Annotated in this window: 15 protein-coding genes, 1 pseudogene and 1 riboswitch; of the genes and pseudogenes, 9 read left to right on the top strand and 7 right to left on the bottom strand. The window is 67.5% G+C overall.

The features are described 5' to 3' along the window. Window positions 1-4: 4 nt before the first annotated feature. Both LNV23_RS18190 and LNV23_RS18185 read right to left on the bottom strand, forming a co-directional pair. On the bottom strand, window positions 5-1,051 hold the full coding sequence (locus LNV23_RS18190) for an SGNH/GDSL hydrolase family protein (protein WP_263564277.1): 1,047 nt from the start codon (window positions 1,049-1,051) through the stop codon (window positions 5-7). Between the two features lie 146 nt (window positions 1,052-1,197). Then, a complete protein-coding gene (locus LNV23_RS18185) occupies window positions 1,198-1,536 on the bottom strand; it encodes an ArsR/SmtB family transcription factor (protein ID WP_263564378.1) in 339 nt (112 codons plus the stop codon). 142 nt (window positions 1,537-1,678) lie between these two features. Between LNV23_RS18185 and LNV23_RS18180 the strand changes: the two genes are divergently transcribed. Genes LNV23_RS18180 through LNV23_RS18170 form a run of 3 tightly spaced genes read left to right on the top strand, consistent with a single transcriptional unit; the run spans window position 1,679 to window position 6,347 of the window. Further along, window positions 1,679-2,863 carry an efflux RND transporter periplasmic adaptor subunit gene (locus LNV23_RS18180; RefSeq protein ID WP_263564276.1) on the top strand — a complete coding sequence of 395 codons (1,185 nt, stop codon included), beginning with the start codon at window positions 1,679-1,681 and terminating at the stop codon, window positions 2,861-2,863. Then, window positions 2,860-6,132: an efflux RND transporter permease subunit gene (locus tag LNV23_RS18175; RefSeq protein WP_263564275.1), complete on the top strand. Its 3,273-nt coding sequence runs from the start codon at window positions 2,860-2,862 to the stop codon at window positions 6,130-6,132. The genes LNV23_RS18180 and LNV23_RS18175 overlap by 4 nt, the downstream gene beginning before the upstream one ends. A 5-nt stretch (window positions 6,133-6,137) precedes the next feature. Continuing rightward, window positions 6,138-6,347, top strand: a complete 210-nt coding sequence (locus LNV23_RS18170; protein ID WP_263519176.1) for a YgaP family membrane protein — start codon at window positions 6,138-6,140, stop codon at window positions 6,345-6,347. 24 nt (window positions 6,348-6,371) lie between these two features. Here LNV23_RS18170 and LNV23_RS18165 read toward each other — a convergent pair whose 3' ends face one another. Then, window positions 6,372-7,184, bottom strand: coding sequence for a TonB family protein (locus tag LNV23_RS18165; protein WP_263564274.1), 813 nt, complete (start codon window positions 7,182-7,184; stop codon window positions 6,372-6,374). Between the two features lie 134 nt (window positions 7,185-7,318). After that, window positions 7,319-7,445: riboswitch (TPP riboswitch) on the top strand. Window positions 7,446-7,702: 257 nt separating this feature from the next. Here LNV23_RS18165 and thiC point away from each other — a divergent pair. The 6 genes from thiC to LNV23_RS18135 are packed head-to-tail and all read left to right on the top strand — an operon-like array spanning window position 7,703 to window position 14,245. Further along, window positions 7,703-9,589, top strand: coding sequence for a phosphomethylpyrimidine synthase ThiC (thiC, locus tag LNV23_RS18160; RefSeq protein ID WP_263564273.1), 1,887 nt, complete (start codon window positions 7,703-7,705; stop codon window positions 9,587-9,589). A gap of 1 nt (window position 9,590) precedes the next feature. Then, the gene (locus LNV23_RS18155) at window positions 9,591-10,670 is read left to right on the top strand and encodes an FAD-dependent oxidoreductase (protein WP_263564272.1); all 1,080 of its coding nucleotides are present in this window, start codon (window positions 9,591-9,593) and stop codon (window positions 10,668-10,670) included. Further along, window positions 10,667-10,885 (top strand): sulfur carrier protein ThiS, encoded by a 219-nt coding sequence (gene thiS, locus LNV23_RS18150; RefSeq protein WP_263564271.1) that lies wholly within the window; start codon window positions 10,667-10,669, stop codon window positions 10,883-10,885. Before LNV23_RS18155 ends, thiS begins: the two co-directional genes overlap by 4 nt. A 24-nt stretch (window positions 10,886-10,909) precedes the next feature. Continuing rightward, window positions 10,910-11,719, top strand: a complete 810-nt coding sequence (locus LNV23_RS18145) for a thiazole synthase (RefSeq protein WP_263564270.1) — start codon at window positions 10,910-10,912, stop codon at window positions 11,717-11,719. Beyond that, a complete protein-coding gene (locus tag LNV23_RS18140; RefSeq protein WP_263564269.1) occupies window positions 11,716-13,350 on the top strand; it encodes a bifunctional hydroxymethylpyrimidine kinase/phosphomethylpyrimidine kinase in 1,635 nt (544 codons plus the stop codon). The genes LNV23_RS18145 and LNV23_RS18140 overlap by 4 nt, the downstream gene beginning before the upstream one ends. A 19-nt stretch (window positions 13,351-13,369) precedes the next feature. Further along, window positions 13,370-14,245, top strand: coding sequence for an ion transporter (locus LNV23_RS18135; RefSeq protein WP_263519082.1), 876 nt, complete (start codon window positions 13,370-13,372; stop codon window positions 14,243-14,245). Here the strand turns inward: LNV23_RS18135 and LNV23_RS18130 are convergent. From LNV23_RS18130 to LNV23_RS18115, 4 genes and pseudogenes are all read right to left on the bottom strand, one after another. Continuing rightward, a complete protein-coding gene (locus LNV23_RS18130) occupies window positions 14,233-15,087 on the bottom strand; it encodes a hypothetical protein (protein WP_263564268.1) in 855 nt (284 codons plus the stop codon). The genes LNV23_RS18135 and LNV23_RS18130 overlap by 13 nt on opposite strands. Window positions 15,088-15,347: 260 nt before the next feature. Then, a complete protein-coding gene (locus LNV23_RS18125; protein WP_263564267.1) occupies window positions 15,348-16,076 on the bottom strand; it encodes a PEP-CTERM sorting domain-containing protein in 729 nt (242 codons plus the stop codon). A gap of 192 nt (window positions 16,077-16,268) precedes the next feature. After that, window positions 16,269-16,403: pseudogene (locus tag LNV23_RS18120) on the bottom strand (helicase C-terminal domain-containing protein); the annotation flags it as partial. Window positions 16,404-16,598: 195 nt separating this feature from the next. Then, window positions 16,599-17,501, bottom strand: coding sequence for a LysR family transcriptional regulator (locus LNV23_RS18115; protein ID WP_263564266.1), 903 nt, complete (start codon window positions 17,499-17,501; stop codon window positions 16,599-16,601). Window positions 17,502-17,587: the final 86 nt, after the last annotated feature.

The following is a 17,587-nucleotide window of genomic DNA, read 5'->3' as shown; positions in this document are numbered from 1 at the left end:
CGGTTCAGGCTGGCTCGGCCTGGCGGCGCCGACGCACCAGCACACAAACGCCACCCAGCAGCAACAAGACAGCGCTGCTTGGCTCCGGCACGGCGGAGCTGAAAACCAGGTCGGCGATCAGCCGGTGGCCATAGGCCGTGGGGTGCTGGCCGTCGTAGAACAAGGCCGTGGCGGGATCACAGGCGTTGATCAGGGCGCCGCAGGCCTGGCTGACATTGCCGAGCCCATAGTCCGAGCCATGGGCCACCACCTGGTTCAGGCTGCCGTAGAGGTCAAACACGCGCACGCCGGGCTCGGTGTTCAGGGCCAGGCCCAGGGCATCGTTCATCAGGCCGGCGGCCAGCGAGCCCAGCGCGGCGACCTGGGGCCCATAGCTCTGCGCGCGCGGCGTCAGGCCGAAGTTCGGCACATTGAGCACCAGGATGTGCTCGGCACCGGCGGCCTGCAGGCCGTCGACCATGGCGGCGATGTCGAAGGCATAGGCCTGGGCCGCGACCGACAGGATGCCAAAGGCCTGCTCGGGATGCAGGGCTGCGGCCTCCATGGCCGCGCTGACATTGACCGAGCCGCCCGACAGCACAAACAAGCTCTGCGCCGGTGCCGGCGTTCCGGCCATGGGCACGGTGGCCAGGTACTGGCCGAGCTGGCTGCGCATGCTGAAGGGGAAACCGGGGATGGGCGTGCCCGTGCCATCGCTGCCGGTGGCGGCACCGCCATAGGCGAAATTGCTGCCGCCCAGCTGCGAAGCCGAGGCGCTCAGGCCCAGCCGCTCGGCCAGATGTTCGACCCACACCGGGCCGTTGCTGTAGCGGCCGGTGGCAAAGGGCAGGCTGGCGAAGTAGCCGTCACCCGTGATCTGCTGTGTCGGGTCAGTGCCGACCAGGCGGGCGTTGTTGCCACTGTCGGCCAGGCTGTCGCCGAACACGACCAGACCGGCGTAGCCCGATGTCGGCAGCAGGCCCGTCGCCGAGGCCTGCGCGCGCGCCTGCACTGTGCTCACAGCCAGCACGGCCAGCAAGGCCCAATTGGCCGCGTTCAATACCATCTTCATAGGAGCTCCCGCTTGAGGCGCCTGCGCACACGGGCGAGTGGACGGGCAGGCGAAAGCCGGCAAGGTTCCGCCAAAGCGTCGGGCGCGTCAATGCGCCCGGCCAGGGATTCACCCTTGAATGGCCACCGTTTTTGTAACGGGATATGTCAGCGGGCCTTGAGAAAGGCCGCGCCGGCCTCGGCGGCACGCGCATTGTTCCCGGCGATGCTGCCGCAGACCAGATCGCAGAGCTGGTAGACCGCCGGATCAGCGATCCGGAAAAAGGCACTGGTGCCGCGACTCTCGCGCTCAACCAGGCCTTGCTGCTGCAGCACGCCGAGGTGCCGGGAGACATTCGCCACGCTGCAGCCGCAAAGTTCGGCCAACTCGCCCACCTTGCGTTCACGCTGGCGCAGCAGATTGAGGATCTGCAAGCGGGTCGGCTCGGACAAGGCCTGGAAATAGGCCGCCACCTGGGTCAGCGCGGCAAGAGGCAGGTCTTCCATGGTGTGCAGGATTCGGCAGGAGGCTGGCAGGCTTGTCATTCTATGGGTTCCTTGCGTGCTCACTTGATTGACTATTTGCGTGATTGCGCAAATAATGAATCATCATTCATCTTTCGCCCAGCCCTGCGCTGGTCTGCCGACCATGAATCTGCCCCACGCTTTCATGACCTTGCGCGCTGCTGCCGCAGCGGTGATGCCGGTACGCGCCCTGCTGCGGCAAGGCACGGCCGGCCTGCTGCTGCTCAGCGCTGCCGCGACCGCAGCACCAGCAGCAAGCACAGCTTCTGCGCCCAGCTTGCAAAGCCTGGTGGTGCAGGCGAGCGGCACCACACGCAGGCAAAGTGTTGACGGCGTGGTCGAGGCCCAGCGCCAGACGGTGCTGGCGGCCCAAGTGGCCGGCGCCATCGTCGAAATTGCCGTGCGGCCGGGCGACCGGGTGCGCGCCGGCCAAGTGCTGATGCGCCTGGACGCACGTGCCGCCGAACAAGCGGCCAGCGCCAGCGAAGCGCAAGGCCAGGCCGCACGCGCCGGCTTGCAGCTGGCCCAGCGCGAGCTGGAGCGCCAACAGCAGCTGTTCAAGCAGCACTACATCAGCCAAGCGGCGCTGGACCAGGCCCTGAACCAATACCAGGCCACACGCGCACAGCTGGACGCTCAGCTGGCCCAGCTGGGCGTAGCGCGCACGCAAAGCGGCCAGCATCTGCTGCGCAGCCCCTACGACGCGGTGGTGGCCGAGATCCCGGTGTCCCTGGGCGATATGGCCATGCCCGGCCGCCCCCTGCTGACGGTCTACGACCCAAAAGCCCTGCGCGTGACAGCCCATGTGCCCCAAAGCCAGGCCGGTGCACAGACCACCGAGGGCCTGATCGAGATCGAGATCCCGGGCCAGACCGCACGCCTGCTGCCGCTGCGCCGCCAGTGGATGCCCACCGTCGATGCGGCCACGCACAGCCAGCAGCTGCGCCTGGATCTGCCACAAACGCCTGCAGAAACGGCGGCAGGAACGGCAGCTCAACCCGCCCTGAGCCCGGGCATGTTCGCCCGCGTCTGGCTGGACGACGCCAGTCCGGCGCCTGCCGCGCAAGCCGGCCGGCCACTGCTGATCCCACGCAGTGCCGTGCTGCGCCGTGCCGAACTGAACCTGGTTTATGTGATCGTGCCGCAGACCGGCCAGGCCCTGCTGCGCCAGCTGCGCCTGGGCGCGAAGCGAGGTGATCAGGTCGAAGTACTCAGCGGCCTCAGCGCCGGCGAACGCATTGCCACCGAACCGGCCGTCGCCGCCCGCCAACCGGTTCCACCGCTGGCACAAGGAGGACAAAAGCCATGACTCCGACCCCTGTTCAAGAGACGCCCGAGCACAAGCTGGGCGTGTCAGGCCGCATCGCGGCCTACTTCCAGTCGGCACAGATCACGCCGCTGCTGGCCTTGCTGGCCCTGCTCCTGGGCGTCTTCGCTGTGCTGGTGACGCCGCGCGAGGAGGAGCCACAGATCGATGTGACCATGGCCCAGGTGATGGTCGCTTTTCCGGGCGCGGGCGTCGGCGACGTCGAGCAGATGGTGGCTACACCGGGCGAGCAAATCCTGTCGCAGATGACGGGCGTCGAGCATGTGATGTCGCTGTCCCGCCCCGGCATGGCCCTGCTGACCGTGCAATTCAAGGTCGGCGTGCCGCGCAGCGAGGCGCTGGTGCGCCTGCAAGAAGCGGTAGGCGGCCATGCCGACTGGCTGCCGCGCGGCCTCGGCGTTCAACCGCCGCTGATCAAGCCCATGGGCATCGCCGATGTGCCGATGATGAGCTTCACCCTGTTCAGCCGCAAACCCGAGATCGGCGCCTATGAGCTGGAGCGGGTGGCGCGCAGCCTGGAGATCGAGCTCAAGCGCGTGCCCGGCACGCGCGAGGTCAAGACCATCGGTGGCCCGGGCCGGGCCCTGCGCATAGCGATGGACCCGGCGCGCCTGGCCAGCATGGACCTGACCGTGGCCGATTTGCGCCAAGCCCTGCAGGGCGCGCACGGCTCGGCCGAGCTGGGCTCGCTGCTGATCAACAACCAGGCCCTGGCCCTGGCAGCCGGCGCCTGGCTGGGCACGGCCGAAGAGGTGCAGCAGCTGGTGGTCGGCGTGCATGCGGGCAAGCCCGTCTTCCTCAGCGAGGTGGCGACGATCAGCGAAGGGCCGATGCGCGCAAGCCAGTCGGTCTGGCACGGCGAAGCCGGCGGCCAGGAGTACCCGGCTGTGACCCTGTCGATCAGCAAGAACGCCGGCGAAAACGCCATCGACGTGGCCCTGGCCCTGCGCGAGCGCATGGAGAGCCTGCGCAACAGCTTGATCCCGGCCGACATCGAGGTTGCCGAGACCCGCAACTACGGCGCCACAGCCAATGACAAGGCGCAGAAGCTGATCCAGAAACTGCTGTTCGCCACGGCGGCCGTCGTGGCCCTGGTCTTCTTCGCCCTGGGCCGGCGTGAGGCCGCCATCGTCGGCACCGCCGTCATCCTGACGCTGATGCTGACCCTGTTTGCCAGCTGGGCCTGGGGCTTCACCTTGAACCGGGTGTCGCTGTTTGCGCTGATCTTCTCGATCGGCATCCTGGTGGACGATGCCATCGTGGTGGTCGAAAACATCCACCGCCACCAACAGCTCTTTCCTGGCAAGCCTCTGGTGGCGCTGATTCCCGGCGCGGTGGACGAGGTCGGTGGGCCCACCATCCTGGCCACGCTGACCGTCATCGCCGCTCTGCTGCCGATGGCGTTTGTCAGCGGCCTGATGGGCCCGTATATGAGCCCCATTCCCATCAACGCCAGCATGGGCATGCTGCTGTCACTGGCCATCGCCTTTGTGCTCACGCCCTGGCTGGCCCGGCTGTGGATGAAGCCCTCGCTGCCGGCTGCACCAGGCACAGGCACACCCGCAGACGCCCATGCCTTGCACGGCTTCAGCGCCCGGCTCGCGCCCCTGTTCAAGCGCATCTTCCGCCCCCTGCTGGACGCCCGCAGCGGCCGGCGCATGCGCGGCCTGCTGGGCCTGGCCGTCGCCGCCCTGATCGCTGTTTCACTGGCCTTGCCGGCCACGGGCCTGGTCTTGCTCAAGATGCTGCCCTTTGACAACAAGTCGGAGTTCCAGCTGATCGTCGACCTGCCCGTGGGCACGCCGATGGAGCGCAGCGCCGGCGTGCTGCGCGAGCTCGGTGCCCTGCTCGCCCGCCAGCCCGAGGTCCTGAACTACCAAGCCTATGCCGGCACGGCCTCGCCCATCAACTTCAATGGCCTGGTGCGCCAGTACGGCTTGCGCAGCGCGCCGGAGCAGGCCGACATCCAAGTCAATCTGCTCGACCGCCACCAGCGCAGCGAGCAAAGCCATGCCATCGCCACCCGCCTGCGGCCGCTGCTGCAGGAGATTGCCCGACGCCACGGCGCGACGCTGAAAGTGGTGGAAGTGCCGCCAGGCCCACCGGTGCTGTCGCCCATCGTTGCCGAGGTTTACGGCCCAGACGCCGCCGGACGCCGGCAAGTGGCCCAGCAACTGCGCGCCTTGTTCGAGCGCACACCGGGCCTGGTCGACATCGACGACTCGGGCATCGCCAGCGCCCAGCGCCAGCTGCTGCAGGTCGATCGCCGCAAGGCCGCCCTCCTCGGTGTGCCGCAGAGCGCCATCGTTAGCACCCTGGCCGCCGGCCTGGGCGGCGAGGCGGCTATCTATCTGCACGACCAGAGCAAGCTGCCCATGCCGGCATGGCTGCAACTGCCCGACAGCACGCAAGGGGATATCGCGACCTTGCTGGCTTTGACCGTGCGCGGCAGTGCCGGGCAGGCCGTGCCGCTGCGCGAATTGGTCCAGATCAGCGACAGCACACGCGAACAGCCCATCTTTCACAAGGACTTGCTGCCGGTCCACTTCGTCTACGCCGACATGGCCGGGCGCATCGACAGCCCGCTCTACGGCCTGTTCAGCCTGCGCGGTGAACTCAAAGACATCCAAGTGCCCGGTGGCGGGCCGCTGCTCGAGTACTTCGTCCGGCCGCCCAAGGAAGCCCAGCGGGACTATGCGGTCAAGTGGGACGGCGAATGGCAGATCACCTACGAGACCTTCCGGGACATGGGCCTGGCCTATGCCGTGGGCCTGGTGCTGATTTACTTGCTGGTGGTGGCCCAGTTCGGCTCCTACCTGACGCCGCTGATCATCATGGCGCCCATCCCGCTGACCCTGGTCGGCGTGATGCCCGGACACGCCTTGCTCCATGCCCAGTACACCGCCACCAGCATGATCGGCATGATCGCCCTGGCCGGCATCATCGTGCGCAACAGCATCCTGCTGGTCGATTTCATCGAAGTGCAGTTGCGCAGCGGCATGAGCCTGGAACGCGCCGTCGTCAGCGCCGCCATCACCCGTGCTCAGCCGATTCTGCTGACCGGCCTGGCGGCCATGTTGGGTGCCTTCTTCATCCTCGACGACCCGATCTTCAATGGCCTGGCCATTTCGCTGATCTTCGGCATCGCCGTCTCCACCGCGCTGACGCTGGTGGTGATTCCGCTGCTGTATTTCATGGCCTATCGACAGCCACCCGTCTCTACCACCCAAGCCGAAAGGAACTTCACATGAACACTCTGAGCACCTGGCAAATCGTGCGCATCGCCGCCGGCAGCTTCATCCTGATTTCGCTGGCCCTGGGCCTGCCGTCCAGCCCGCTGTTTGTCTCCAGCTGGTGGCTGGCCTTCACCGCCTTCGTCGGCCTCAATCTGCTGCAGAGCGGCGTGACGAAATGGTGTCTGATGGAAAGCCTGCTGGCGCGGCTGGGCGTGCGCCGCGGCAATTGAGAAGGGCCGCTCGCGCGGCTGCCTTCACTCGACCCGGAAGACCAGCTCGACCGTGGCCTCGCGGGCCTTGGCAATCGGCTCGAAGCGCCACTGATTGACGGCATCGAGGGCAGCCGGGTTGAGCCGGCGATGCGTGGTCTGGATGGCCTCGGCGCGGCCGACCGAGCCATCAGGCATGACCGTGAAGCGCACCTGCACCGTGCCCGAACGCAAGGTCGATTGCAGCTGACGGGGGAACTCCGGCTCCACCATCTTGATGGCCTTGAGCGGGGTTTCCACCACCGGTGGCGGTTCGGCAAAGACAGCGGCTGCAGCCGGCGCGGCCGTCGGCGCCAAGGTCTCGGGCAGCACGGCTGGCACATTTGTCGCGCTCAAGCTGGCCGCAGCCAGCTGGGTGGCTTCAGGGCTCAGGGCCGCGGTCGATTCGGCGCGGCCCGCCTCGACCGCCACATCGGCGACCGTTTCGGTGATGCCACGCCGGTCAGGGTTGCCCGCGGCAACATTGCGCCGCGCACCGGCCGCATCGGCATTGCGCTCAGGGGCCCGGTTGTTGTTGGGCTTGGCGGCCACCGCGGCGGGCGCTGGAGCGGGCGCCGCAGCGCTCTGCCCCGGCAAGATGATGGCGGGCTTGGCGCCCGGCTTGTCGGCGTGAAAGCGTATCCACTGGAACACCTTGTCGGCGTCACGCTGGGCCCGCTCGGTGGGGCTCAACTCCGTTTTGGCCTTGCTGGCGTCCGATCCGGCTTGCGCCTGGGCGGCCGGTACGGCGGCCAGACTGGTAACCAGGGCCACGGCCAGACCCACCAGACTCGGGGCCCGGCGCTTGCTTCGACACATGCTGTGCTCCTTGAAAATGGGGGAATGCGCGCGGCCGCAGACTGCGGCGAACCGAAGTTTAGGGAAGGCCGGGCCTTGCGCTTGCTCGGGTTTGCCCGCAGTACAGAGTGCTGCACCTAATGTGGATATACTGCGGCCTCGCTCCGGGGGGCCCTGTTGTGCAATCGTTCACGATGCACCGGGCTGAGATGTGGTGGAAGCCACGGACCCGCTGAACTTGATCCGGTTGATACCGGCGTAAGAAGAGCCCGACCCCCGCCTGGGGTGCGGGCCCTGGACATGCATCGCACCAGGGCCAGCCGCAGTGAACGCGAACGAGACCACACCTCAAAGGTGGCACCCGGTCCGCCCTCACCGCCGCTGTGACACCCCGGCACCGTGCCCGTCCTGGGCCCCGCATTCCCCAGTCCTGTTGAAGCAGCCTCGCCGCTGCCCGGTCGTGCCCGCCCTTGTGCCGTAGCGCAACCATGTCGATGCCAGCCCTCGCAGCCCCACCAGCACAGCGAGGAATGCATCCCATGAACAGCATCACCGACCCCGGCCTGCAAACCGCCAGCGCCAGCGACAGCCTTAACACCAGCCTTGAGCTGACCCGCACGCCCCTGCCCGGCTCCAGCAAGATCTATCTCGCCGGCCAGCAACACCCCGAGCTGCGCGTGCCCATGCGCGCCATCGCGCTCAGCAACGGCGAGGTGGTCAGCGTTTACGACGCTTCCGGCCCTTACACCGATGCAGCCGCAGCCATCGATGTGAAGCGTGGCTTGCCCACCCCGCGCGCCGCCTGGGTCGAAGCGCGCCAAGACACCGAGCCCTACGCCGGCCGTGCCATCCAGCTGATGGACGACGGCCTGCGCGAGAGTGCGCAGCAAGAGGCCTTGCTGGCCCTGAGCGCCGGCCTGCGCCGCACGCCGCGCCGCGCCAAGGCTGGCTTCAATGTCACCCAGCTGCACTACGCCCGCCGCGGCATCGTCACGCCCGAGATGGAATACATCGCCATCCGCGAGAACCAGCGCCATGAATGGATGCGCGAGTACGAGGCGGATGCCGAGCGCGAAGCCCGCCTGGCCGGCGCGCCCATGGGTGCAGCCATCCCACGCATCATCACGCCCGAGTTCGTGCGCGAGGAGGTGGCGCGAGGCCGCGCCATCATCCCGGCCAATATCAACCACACGGAACTGGAGCCGATGATCATCGGCCGCAACTTCCTGGTGAAGGTCAACGCCAATATCGGCAACTCGGCCGTCACCTCCTCCATCGAAGAGGAAGTGGAAAAGCTGGTCTGGAGCACCCGCTGGGGCGCCGACACGGTGATGGACCTGTCCACCGGCCGCAACATCCACACCACGCGCGACTGGATCATCCGCAACAGCCCCGTGCCCATCGGCACCGTGCCGATTTACCAGGCGCTGGAGAAGGTCGGCGGCGTGGCCGAAGACCTGACCTGGGCGCTGTTCCGCGACACGCTGATCGAGCAAGCCGAGCAAGGCGTCGACTACTTCACCATCCACGCCGGCGTGCGCCTGCCCTTCATCCCGATGACGGTCAAGCGCCGCACCGGCATCGTCTCGCGCGGCGGCTCCATCCTGGCCAAGTGGTGCATCGCCCACCACCAGGAGAACTTCCTCTACACGCACTTCGAAGAGATCTGCGAGATCATGAAGGCCTACGACGTCAGCTTCTCGCTGGGCGACGGCCTGCGCCCCGGCAGCCTCTCGGACGCCAACGACGAGGCCCAGTTCGCCGAACTGCGCACGCTCGGCGAGCTGACAAAGATCGCCTGGAAGCACGATGTGCAGACCATGATAGAGGGCCCCGGCCATGTGCCCATGCACATGATCCAGGCGAACATGACCGAGCAGCTCAAGCACTGCGACGAAGCGCCCTTCTACACACTCGGCCCGCTGACCACCGACATCGCGCCCGGCTACGACCACATCACCAGCGGCATCGGCGCGGCCATGATCGGCTGGTTCGGCTGCGCCATGCTCTGCTACGTCACGCCCAAGGAACACCTGGGCCTGCCCAACCGAGACGATGTGAAAGCCGGCCTGATGGCCTACAAGATCGCCGCTCACGCCGCCGACATCGCCAAGGGCCACCCGGGCGCTCGCGCACGCGATGACGCGCTGTCCAAGGCCCGCTTCGAGTTCCGCTGGCAAGACCAGTTCAACCTCGGCCTGGACCCCGAAACCGCACGCGATTTCCACGACGAGACCCTGCCCAAGGACAGCGCCAAGGTCGCACATTTCTGCTCCATGTGCGGCCCCAAGTTCTGCTCGATGAAGATCACGCAGGACGTGCGCGAGTACTCGGCCCAATTGGAAGCCGAAGCCGGCATGGCCGCCAAAAGCGCCGAGTTCAAAGCCCAGGGCAGCGAGATCTACATCCCCATCCAGCCGGTCTGAGATGGGCTTGCAGATCGCCATCGCGGGCGCCGGCCTGGCCGGGCGCCTGTTCGCCTGGGCGCTGAACCGGGCCGGTCATGAGGTCGAGGTCTTCGAGGCCAGCCCCGGCCCCGAACCGCGCTTCGACGGCAAGGGCGCGGCCGCCTTCACCGCCGCCGGCATGCTCAGCCCCCTGGCCGAGCTGGACCGGGCCGAAGCCGAGGTGGCGGCGCTGGGTTGGCGCTCGCTGCAACTCTGGCCGCAGGTCTGCGAAGCGCTGGGGGTCAGGTCTTGTCTGCAGACCCAGGGCAGCCTGCTGCTCGCGCACCGCCAGAACCTGGGTGCGGCCGAGCGAGTGCTGGCTCGCCTGGGCGAGCACCCCGAACTCGGCCGGGCTCAGGCCTTGAGCGAAGTCGAGCTGCAGGCCCTGGAGCCCAGCCTCTTGCGTGGACCACGCGCCTGGCTGCTGCCTGGCGAGGGCTTGATCCACCCGCCGCGGCTGATGGCCGCGCTGCACGATCAAGCCCGCGGCGTGCGTTGGCATTGGCAATCGCCGGTGGAGACAGTGCAGGCCGGCGAGCTTCGTCTGCAAGGCGGCCCACGCATCGCCGCCGACTGGGCCATCGACTGCCGCGGCCTGGGCGCCCGGCCGCAGGTCGCAGGCCTGCGCGGCGTGCGCGGCGAGGTGGTTCACCTGAGCCTGAACGGCCATGGCCTGCAGCGGCCGCTGCGCTTGCTGCATCCGCGCCATCGCATCTACCTCGTGCCGCGCACGCCCGACACCCTGGTGCTGGGCGCCAGCGAGATCGAGAGCGAGGACCGCTCGCCCGTCAGCCTGCAAAGCGCCGTCGAGCTGATGGCCGCCGCCCACAGCGTCATGCCCACTCTGGCCGAGGCGCGCATCACACGGCTCGATGTCAATCTGCGCCCCGCCCTGCCCGACCACCGCCCGCTGAGCCTGGCTGAGCCCGGACTGCTGCGCCTGAACGGCCTCTACCGCCACGGCTGGTTGCTGGCCCCTGCCCTGGTTCAGCAGCGCTTGCTGCACTGCGGCCTGGCCTCACTCGCGCCCCAAGAAGAATCTTGCAACGCCCCGACATGAACGCCGCACCTCACATCACCATCCGCCTCGACGAGCAAGACCTGAGCCTGCCGGCCGGCCACACCGTGGCCGATCTGCTGGCGCAGCTGGAGCGCCCGCCCGAGAGCGTGGGCACGGCCTTGAACGGCCAGTTCCTGCGCCGCGAAGCGCGGGCCAGCACCACGCTGCAAGCGGGCGATCAAGTGCTCTTGTTTCAACCCATCGTCGGCGGCTAAGCCCGATTGCAATACCCCTCCGCCATGAGCACCCACACCGATCTATTCCAAGTCCCCGGCGCGGCACTGAACAGCCGCTTCCTGCTCGGCAGCGCCGGCTACCCGGACCCGCAGACCCTGGCGCGCGCGATTGCCGCCTCGGGCACCCAGGTGCTGACGGTCGGCCTCAAGCGCACGCTGCAGGCCGGCGACAACGGCTTTGTGGCCGGTGCCCTGCAAGCGGCGCAAGCCCAGGGCGCACGCCTGCTGCCCAATACCGCCGGCTGCCGCAGCGCACGCGAGGCCATCAACCTGGCGCAGATGGCGCGTGAGCTCTACGGCACGCGCTGGATCAAGCTGGAGGTGACCGGCGACGAGCACACCCTGCAGCCCGATCCCTTCGAGCTACTCAGCGCCGCCCAGACCCTGGTGCGCGAAGGCTTCGAGGTGTTTCCCTACTGCACCGAGGACCTGGTGCTGTGCCGCCGCCTGCTCGATGCCGGCTGCCCCCTGCTCATGCCCTGGGGCGCACCGATAGGCTCGGGCCAAGGCCTGAACAATATTGCCGGTCTGCGCAGCCTACGCCAGCGCCTGCCCGACACCATCTTGATCATCGACGCCGGCATCGGCGCACCCTCGCATGCGGCCCAGGCGCTTGAGCTGGGCTTCGATGCCGTACTGCTCAATTCAGCAGTCTCGCAGGCGCGCGACCCGGTGGCCATGGCGGGCGCTTTCAAGTCCGCCATCGAGGCCGGCCGCGCTGCCTACCGGGCCGGGCTGATGGCCACCCAGGACTTCGCCGTGCCTTCGACCCCCGTCAGCGGCCATGCCTTTCTGCTCGGGAGCGCGCCATGAGCCAAGCCCCAGGCAGGAGGCTCTATCCCCACCCCAGCCTGCCCTCTGACTGGGCAGCCGAGCCGCCGCTGGCCGACTGGCTGCAAGACCCGGCGCCGCCGGTGATCTGGAGCCTGGCCGGCCACGACAGCGGGGGCGGCGCGGGACTCTCGGCCGACACACGCGCGGCGGCGGCCTTTGGCGTGCATCTCTGCCCGGTGCTGGCCGCCGTGACGGCGCAGAACTCGCAATGCGTGGCGGCCGTCTTCCCGCTGCCCGCCGAGCAGGTCCGCGCCCAGTTGAAGGCCCTTGCGCAAGACCTGAGCCCGCGGGTGATCAAGACCGGCCTGCTGGCTTCGGTCGCCGCCGTGCAGGCTTTGTGCGAGGTCATCGACGCCTTGCGGCGCGATCAAACGGTGCTGCTGGTCATCGATCCGGTGCTGGGCGCCACGGCCGGCGGCGCCGCGTTTTGCGACGAGGCCTTGCTGCAGGCCTACCGCGAGCAGCTGCTGCCGCGCTGCGACCTGCTGACGCCCAACCGGCGCGAGGCCGAGCGTCTCTTGGGTTTGGGCCCCGGCAGCTCGGACGATCCGCCGGCCCTGGCGCAGGCCTTGCGCGCGCTGGGCCCACGCGCCGTCTGCGTCACTGGCGGCGATGAGTCTGGCGCCCCGACTCAGCGCGGCCTGGCCCTGGACTGGATCGATGTGCAAGCGCAGGACCACCAAGCCCAAGGCTGGCTGGCCCTTCCCCGCCTGCCCAGCCGCCACCACCATGGCACCGGCTGCAGCTTTGCCACTTCAGCCGCAGCCGCCTTGGCGCGAGGCTTCCCTCTGGCCGATGCCCTGGTGCTGGCCAAGATGGCCACCTGGAGCGCCCTGCGCGACGGTCACGCGGCGGGCGCGGGCGCCGGGCCGGTGCGTGCCGCGCCTGGCTTCATCGCCGACCCCAGCGCCATGCCGGTGCTGAGCTTTGGCGCCGAACCGCTCAATGCCAGCACCGTGCAACGTTGGCGTCAGGTACTGAGCGCGCCCACAGCAGTTTCGCCGGCAGCGCTAGGCCTCTACGCCATCACCGATGACCCACAGCGCCTGCCCGCCTTGGCCAGGGCCGGCTATCCACAGCTGCAGCTGCGAATCAAGTCGCACCCGGGCCTGAGCGAGGCGGCGCTGCGTCAGGCCATCACGTCCGCGGTGGAAATTGCTGCCAGCCACCCGAACGCAAGGCTGTGGATCAACGACCACTGGCAGCTGGCTCTGCCAGCCGGCGCCCGCGCCCTGCACCTGGGCCAGGAGGACTGGGCCGCGTTGGCGGCCGATCAGCGCCAGCAGATCATGGGCAGCGGGGCTCTGCTGGGCCTGTCCAGCCACAGCCTCTGGGAGCTGGCGCGCGCGCGCAGCCTGGCGCCGCATTACATCGCCTGCGGTCCGGTCTGGGCCACGGTCACCAAGGACATGCCATGGCGGCCGCAAGGCCTGGACAACCTGGCCTGGTGGGTGCGCATGGCCGGCCGGCCGGTGGTGGCCATCGGCGGCATCACCGATAGCGAGCGCGTCACGGCCACGCGCCGCACCGGTGCGGCCTCGGCCTGCCTGGTGCGGGCGCTCGACCAGGGCGAAGCAGAACAATGGCACACCGCCTGGGAGGCCACTTAGCAGCGGCACAATCGCCGGCATGACTTCGTCTCCAAGCTCTGCCCGACCGCCCGAGTTCGGCCGCCCACTTCAAGGCTGGCGCCTGCGCTGCTACACCATCATCTTCGAGGCCGACACCCGCGCCGGCCGGCTCTTTGACCTGGGCCTGATCGCCATGGTGCTGCTGAGCCTGTTGACCGTGATGCTGGACAGCGTGGCCAGCATTCACAACGAGCATGGCCGCTGGCTGACCGGGCTGGAGATCTTCTTCACCGCCATCTTCTCGGTCGAGTACTTGCTGCGCCTGGCTTGCGTACGCCAGCCGCTGCGCTATGCGCTGAGCTTCTATGGCATCGTCGACCTGCTGGCCGTGCTGCCCACCTACCTGGCCTTCTTCGTGCCGGAGCTCTACGCCCTGGTCGATGTGCGCGTGCTGCGCCTGCTGCGGGTGTTTCGCATCCTCAAGCTCAATGCCTATGTGGCCGAGTACGCCAGCCTGGCTCAGGCCTTGCGGGCCAGCTCTCGCAAGATCTCGGTCTTCATCACCGCGGTGCTGATGATCGTGCTGGTGATGGGCACGGTGATGTATGTGGTGGAAGGGCCGGCCAACGGCTTCAGCAGCATCCCGACCTCCGTCTACTGGGCCATCACCACCATGACCACGGTGGGCTTTGGCGACATCACGCCCAAGACCGATCTGGGCAGGGCGATTGCCTCACTGATGATGCTGCTGGGCTGGGGCGTACTGGCCGTTCCCACGGGCATCGTGACGGCGGAAATGAGCGCACTGCGCATGGGCACTCCACTCAAGGCCACCACACGCAGCTGCCATGCCTGCCTCAGCGAAGGCCACCAGGCCGATTCCAAGTTCTGCCGCCATTGCGGGGCAGTGCTGCCGCCCTATCAGCGGGACTGAGCCCGCAAGGATGACTCACGCAGACGGCGTCCCTGAGTTGAAAACAGGGCCTGGAGTTCAGGCTTCATGAAGGGCCGCAAGCGCGCCCATGAGATGAGGGCCAGGTCCTCGCCGCGGCAGGTGCGCGAGGGCTCGGCCCAACCGTCGGTTCGCAAGGCCAGACCCCGCCGCGTGGGCACCAGCAACACCTCATCGGACGAGGTCGGCAACGACCCCGCGCGGATGCTGACACGCAAGATCTGACGGCCCGCCTCGTTGCGGGTGTAGAGCGCCGCGTCTGGGCTTTGTTCGAAGAACTCGCAGCCGCCTCGCAGCGCCCCCTTACCGGGACTGCGCAGCTCATGCACGAGCAAGCGGTCGAGCTCAGGCGAGTCCTCAAACCAGGTTGTCAGCACATCGACCTCCGCGCCTGTGCGCAAATCAAAGACCCGGCTGCTGACCGACACCCCCGGATGCGGCTGGTCGCGGTAGGCGGTCCACGTGTAGTTCCACCAGACCAGCCAGTCGCGCGAGAACCACTCCAGGCGGCGATGGCCGGTGTCTTCCAGACTCAGCGTGGGATCGGCCAGATCCTCCCGGACTTGCGCTCGCAGCTCTTGCGCGCGCGCCGCATTGAAGCGCTGCATGATGGCGGCCGGCCAACCGGCCAGCAGCTGCGGCGCCACATAGCCGGTCAATCGCTCCTGCAACATGCCTACCTTCAGGTCACCGAACTGCCCCGTTCCGAGGGTTCGCCAACGAGGGCGTTCGGCCGCCGAAACCTCGGCCTGAGCCGACGACAGACTCAGCGCCAGGGTGAGCCCAAGGGTCAGAACAAGCTGTGCGGCAGAACTCGGTTTCATGGCGCCCGAGGATAGCGGCGCCAAATCAAAGAAAAATGGAACGGCCGAGGCATGGCACAAGCCCCGGGCCACGCCACCCAAGGTCGCGCCATTCAATCCCCGATCTGCCACCAGCGCTGCAGCATGGCCCGCGCCTCGCGCTGCGCCCAGCATTGGAGCGGATGGCTGGCACGCCGAAGGCCAGCAAGCGGATTGCAAATTCTGCCGCCCATGCGGGGCGGCCTGGCTCCAAGACCTGAAGAGCTCGATGCGTCAAATCCTCAGAATGTGCGCCGGCGACTGGCCCACAGTGCGCCGGTCAAGGCGAGCAGCGTCAGAGCCAGGCTCTGGGGCTCCGGCACTGCGGCGAACACATCGCCATCGCGCACAGCCAGCACGTACCTGGCGGTGTTCTTGGAGGCGATGTCCTGGAAGCCCAAAAGCATGTGGAAGCCCCAGGCGCTGCTTTTGGGATTGGTCACGTTGTCCGTACCGGACCAGTAGCCACGGGAATCCAGATGTTCGAAATCACCCGAGTTCGTCAAGCCATAACCCTCTTGCTGAGCGTATCTGCCTGGTACCCGTATGCTCTTGTTGCCCAGAACCTGAAAGAACAGGTGCGCCATCTCACTGCCGGTGGTGACGCTGCTGTCCGGGTTGTAGCCACAATCGGTGCCACCCGTGTTGCTGTAGCTGCATCCGTCGTTGCCCTTGTCCACTGTGGTCGGCAAGCGCCAGCCGCTCAGGCCGAAGCGATCCTGCTCGGCCCAACTCTTGGCTGTTGCCCAGACCATCCCTTTGCTGCTGCCGGCACGCAGCCAGGTGACCTTGAAGACCGTGTCGTAGAAGGCTTCAAAGCCATTCGCGGCATTGCCGTCGAGATCACGCCCCAGCAAGGTGGTTTCCCAGGTACCTTGCCCAGACACCGGGCCGGCTTGCGCCAGGCCCGCGCAGCTCAAGGCGCCCAGCAGGGCGACCGTCTTCAAGGTCTTTTTGGTCAAAGCATGCATCGGTTTCTCTCGGGTTGAAGGGTATGGGGGGCAGGGCGGGCTGGCTTCGCCCCACAGGCTCACCAACACTTCAGCCGGGTCAGTGTCCGAACAAGCAGACCGCTGCGCAATCCGACCTTGGACCCAAGACCAGGTCTCGAGACCCATCGGCAAAAGCGCTGCCGAGCCAAGCGCCGCTCATGAGCCCAGGCCTCAGCCCTCCACCCGCCACCAACTCGGCAGCAAGGCCCGCACCTCGCGTCGCGCAAAACGGTCGTCCAGCAGATGGATCACACCGCGGTCGTCAGTCGTGCGGATCACGCGGCCGGCGGCTTGCACCACGCTCCGGCGGGCGGAGCAGCTCGCAATTTCAAGTCAAGCCCGGACGCCCTGCCGGAGACAAAACGCCCAGGTCCGACCTGGTCCGCGCAATCGCCCCGCTGATGCTGTTGGGCAGGAACGCTTTGGCAGTATCCACCCGAGCTGTGGCGGCAGACATGAGCGCCCAGCGCCTGACTGGCCAATACAAAGCTCGCGTCGAAATCAGGGCTGGGTCGCCCGCCCCTCAAACAGTTCGACCATAGCGCGTGTGCCCTCGAACACCGCATCAAAGAGCTGTTTGATACGGGGCACATGCCGCAGATCCACGCGGGTGAGCAGCCACAGATCGCTGCGCCAGGCTTTAGGCGGGGTCGCGATCACGCGGCAGATGCCGGGCTCCAGATCGCCGAGATAGCAGGGCAGGACAGCCAGGCCTGCGCCGGCTTTGACCAGGTTCAAGACATTGACGTGGCTGTTGGTGCGCAACACGGCCTTGGAGTCCAGGCCTTGCTGATGCAGCCATTTGGAGGAGTCCAAATGCGCGAAGGTTTCGTCACCAGCGACCCAGGGAAAGTCGGCCAGATTGCTGGGGCTTGCACCACCGATCTTGCGCGATCGGTACACCGTGGACTCGATGCGGCACAAACGCCGTGCCACCAGCGGGTCGGCCGGCCGGCCGCCCGCGCGAATCGCCACATCAGCCTCGCCCTTCAAGATGTCTTGCTGCACCGTCGAGGTGTTGATCAAGAGCTGCACACCGGCCTGGCGCTGGTAGGCACTGAGCACGGGGGCCAGGGCTGCATGCATGAGGGTGTCGGTGGTGGTCAGCCTCACCACCCCTCCCGGCCAGGCCGCACGCCTGCCGAGTTGCCGCGTGGCAGAGGCCAGCCCGGTCTCCATTTCAGCGGCCACCTTCATGAGTTCCTGCCCCGCGTCTGTCAGCGCATAGCCAGCCCGGCTGCGCACAAACAAGCGCACGCCCAGTTCGGCTTCCAGGGAACCCAGGCGTCGAAACACGGTGGCATGGCTGACCCGCAGCGTTTCGGCGGCCGCGGTCAGAGAGTTCGCACGACCAATGTGCAAGAAGACGCGCAAGTCGTCCCAGGAAGCGAGGCTTTGAGTCATGGCGATGTAACACGGCAAGTGCGTTGATGGCTTGCAATTTTGACAGGCTGATTTGCATGAACGAACGAACACCGGGTCGACCGGGC

This window comes from Kinneretia sp. DJ1R-11 (assembly GCF_025717595.1).
Classification (GTDB): domain Bacteria; phylum Pseudomonadota; class Gammaproteobacteria; order Burkholderiales; family Burkholderiaceae_C; genus Paucibacter_A.
Note: the sequence above shows the minus strand (reverse complement) of the source record. Positions and strands in the feature narration are given on the sequence as shown.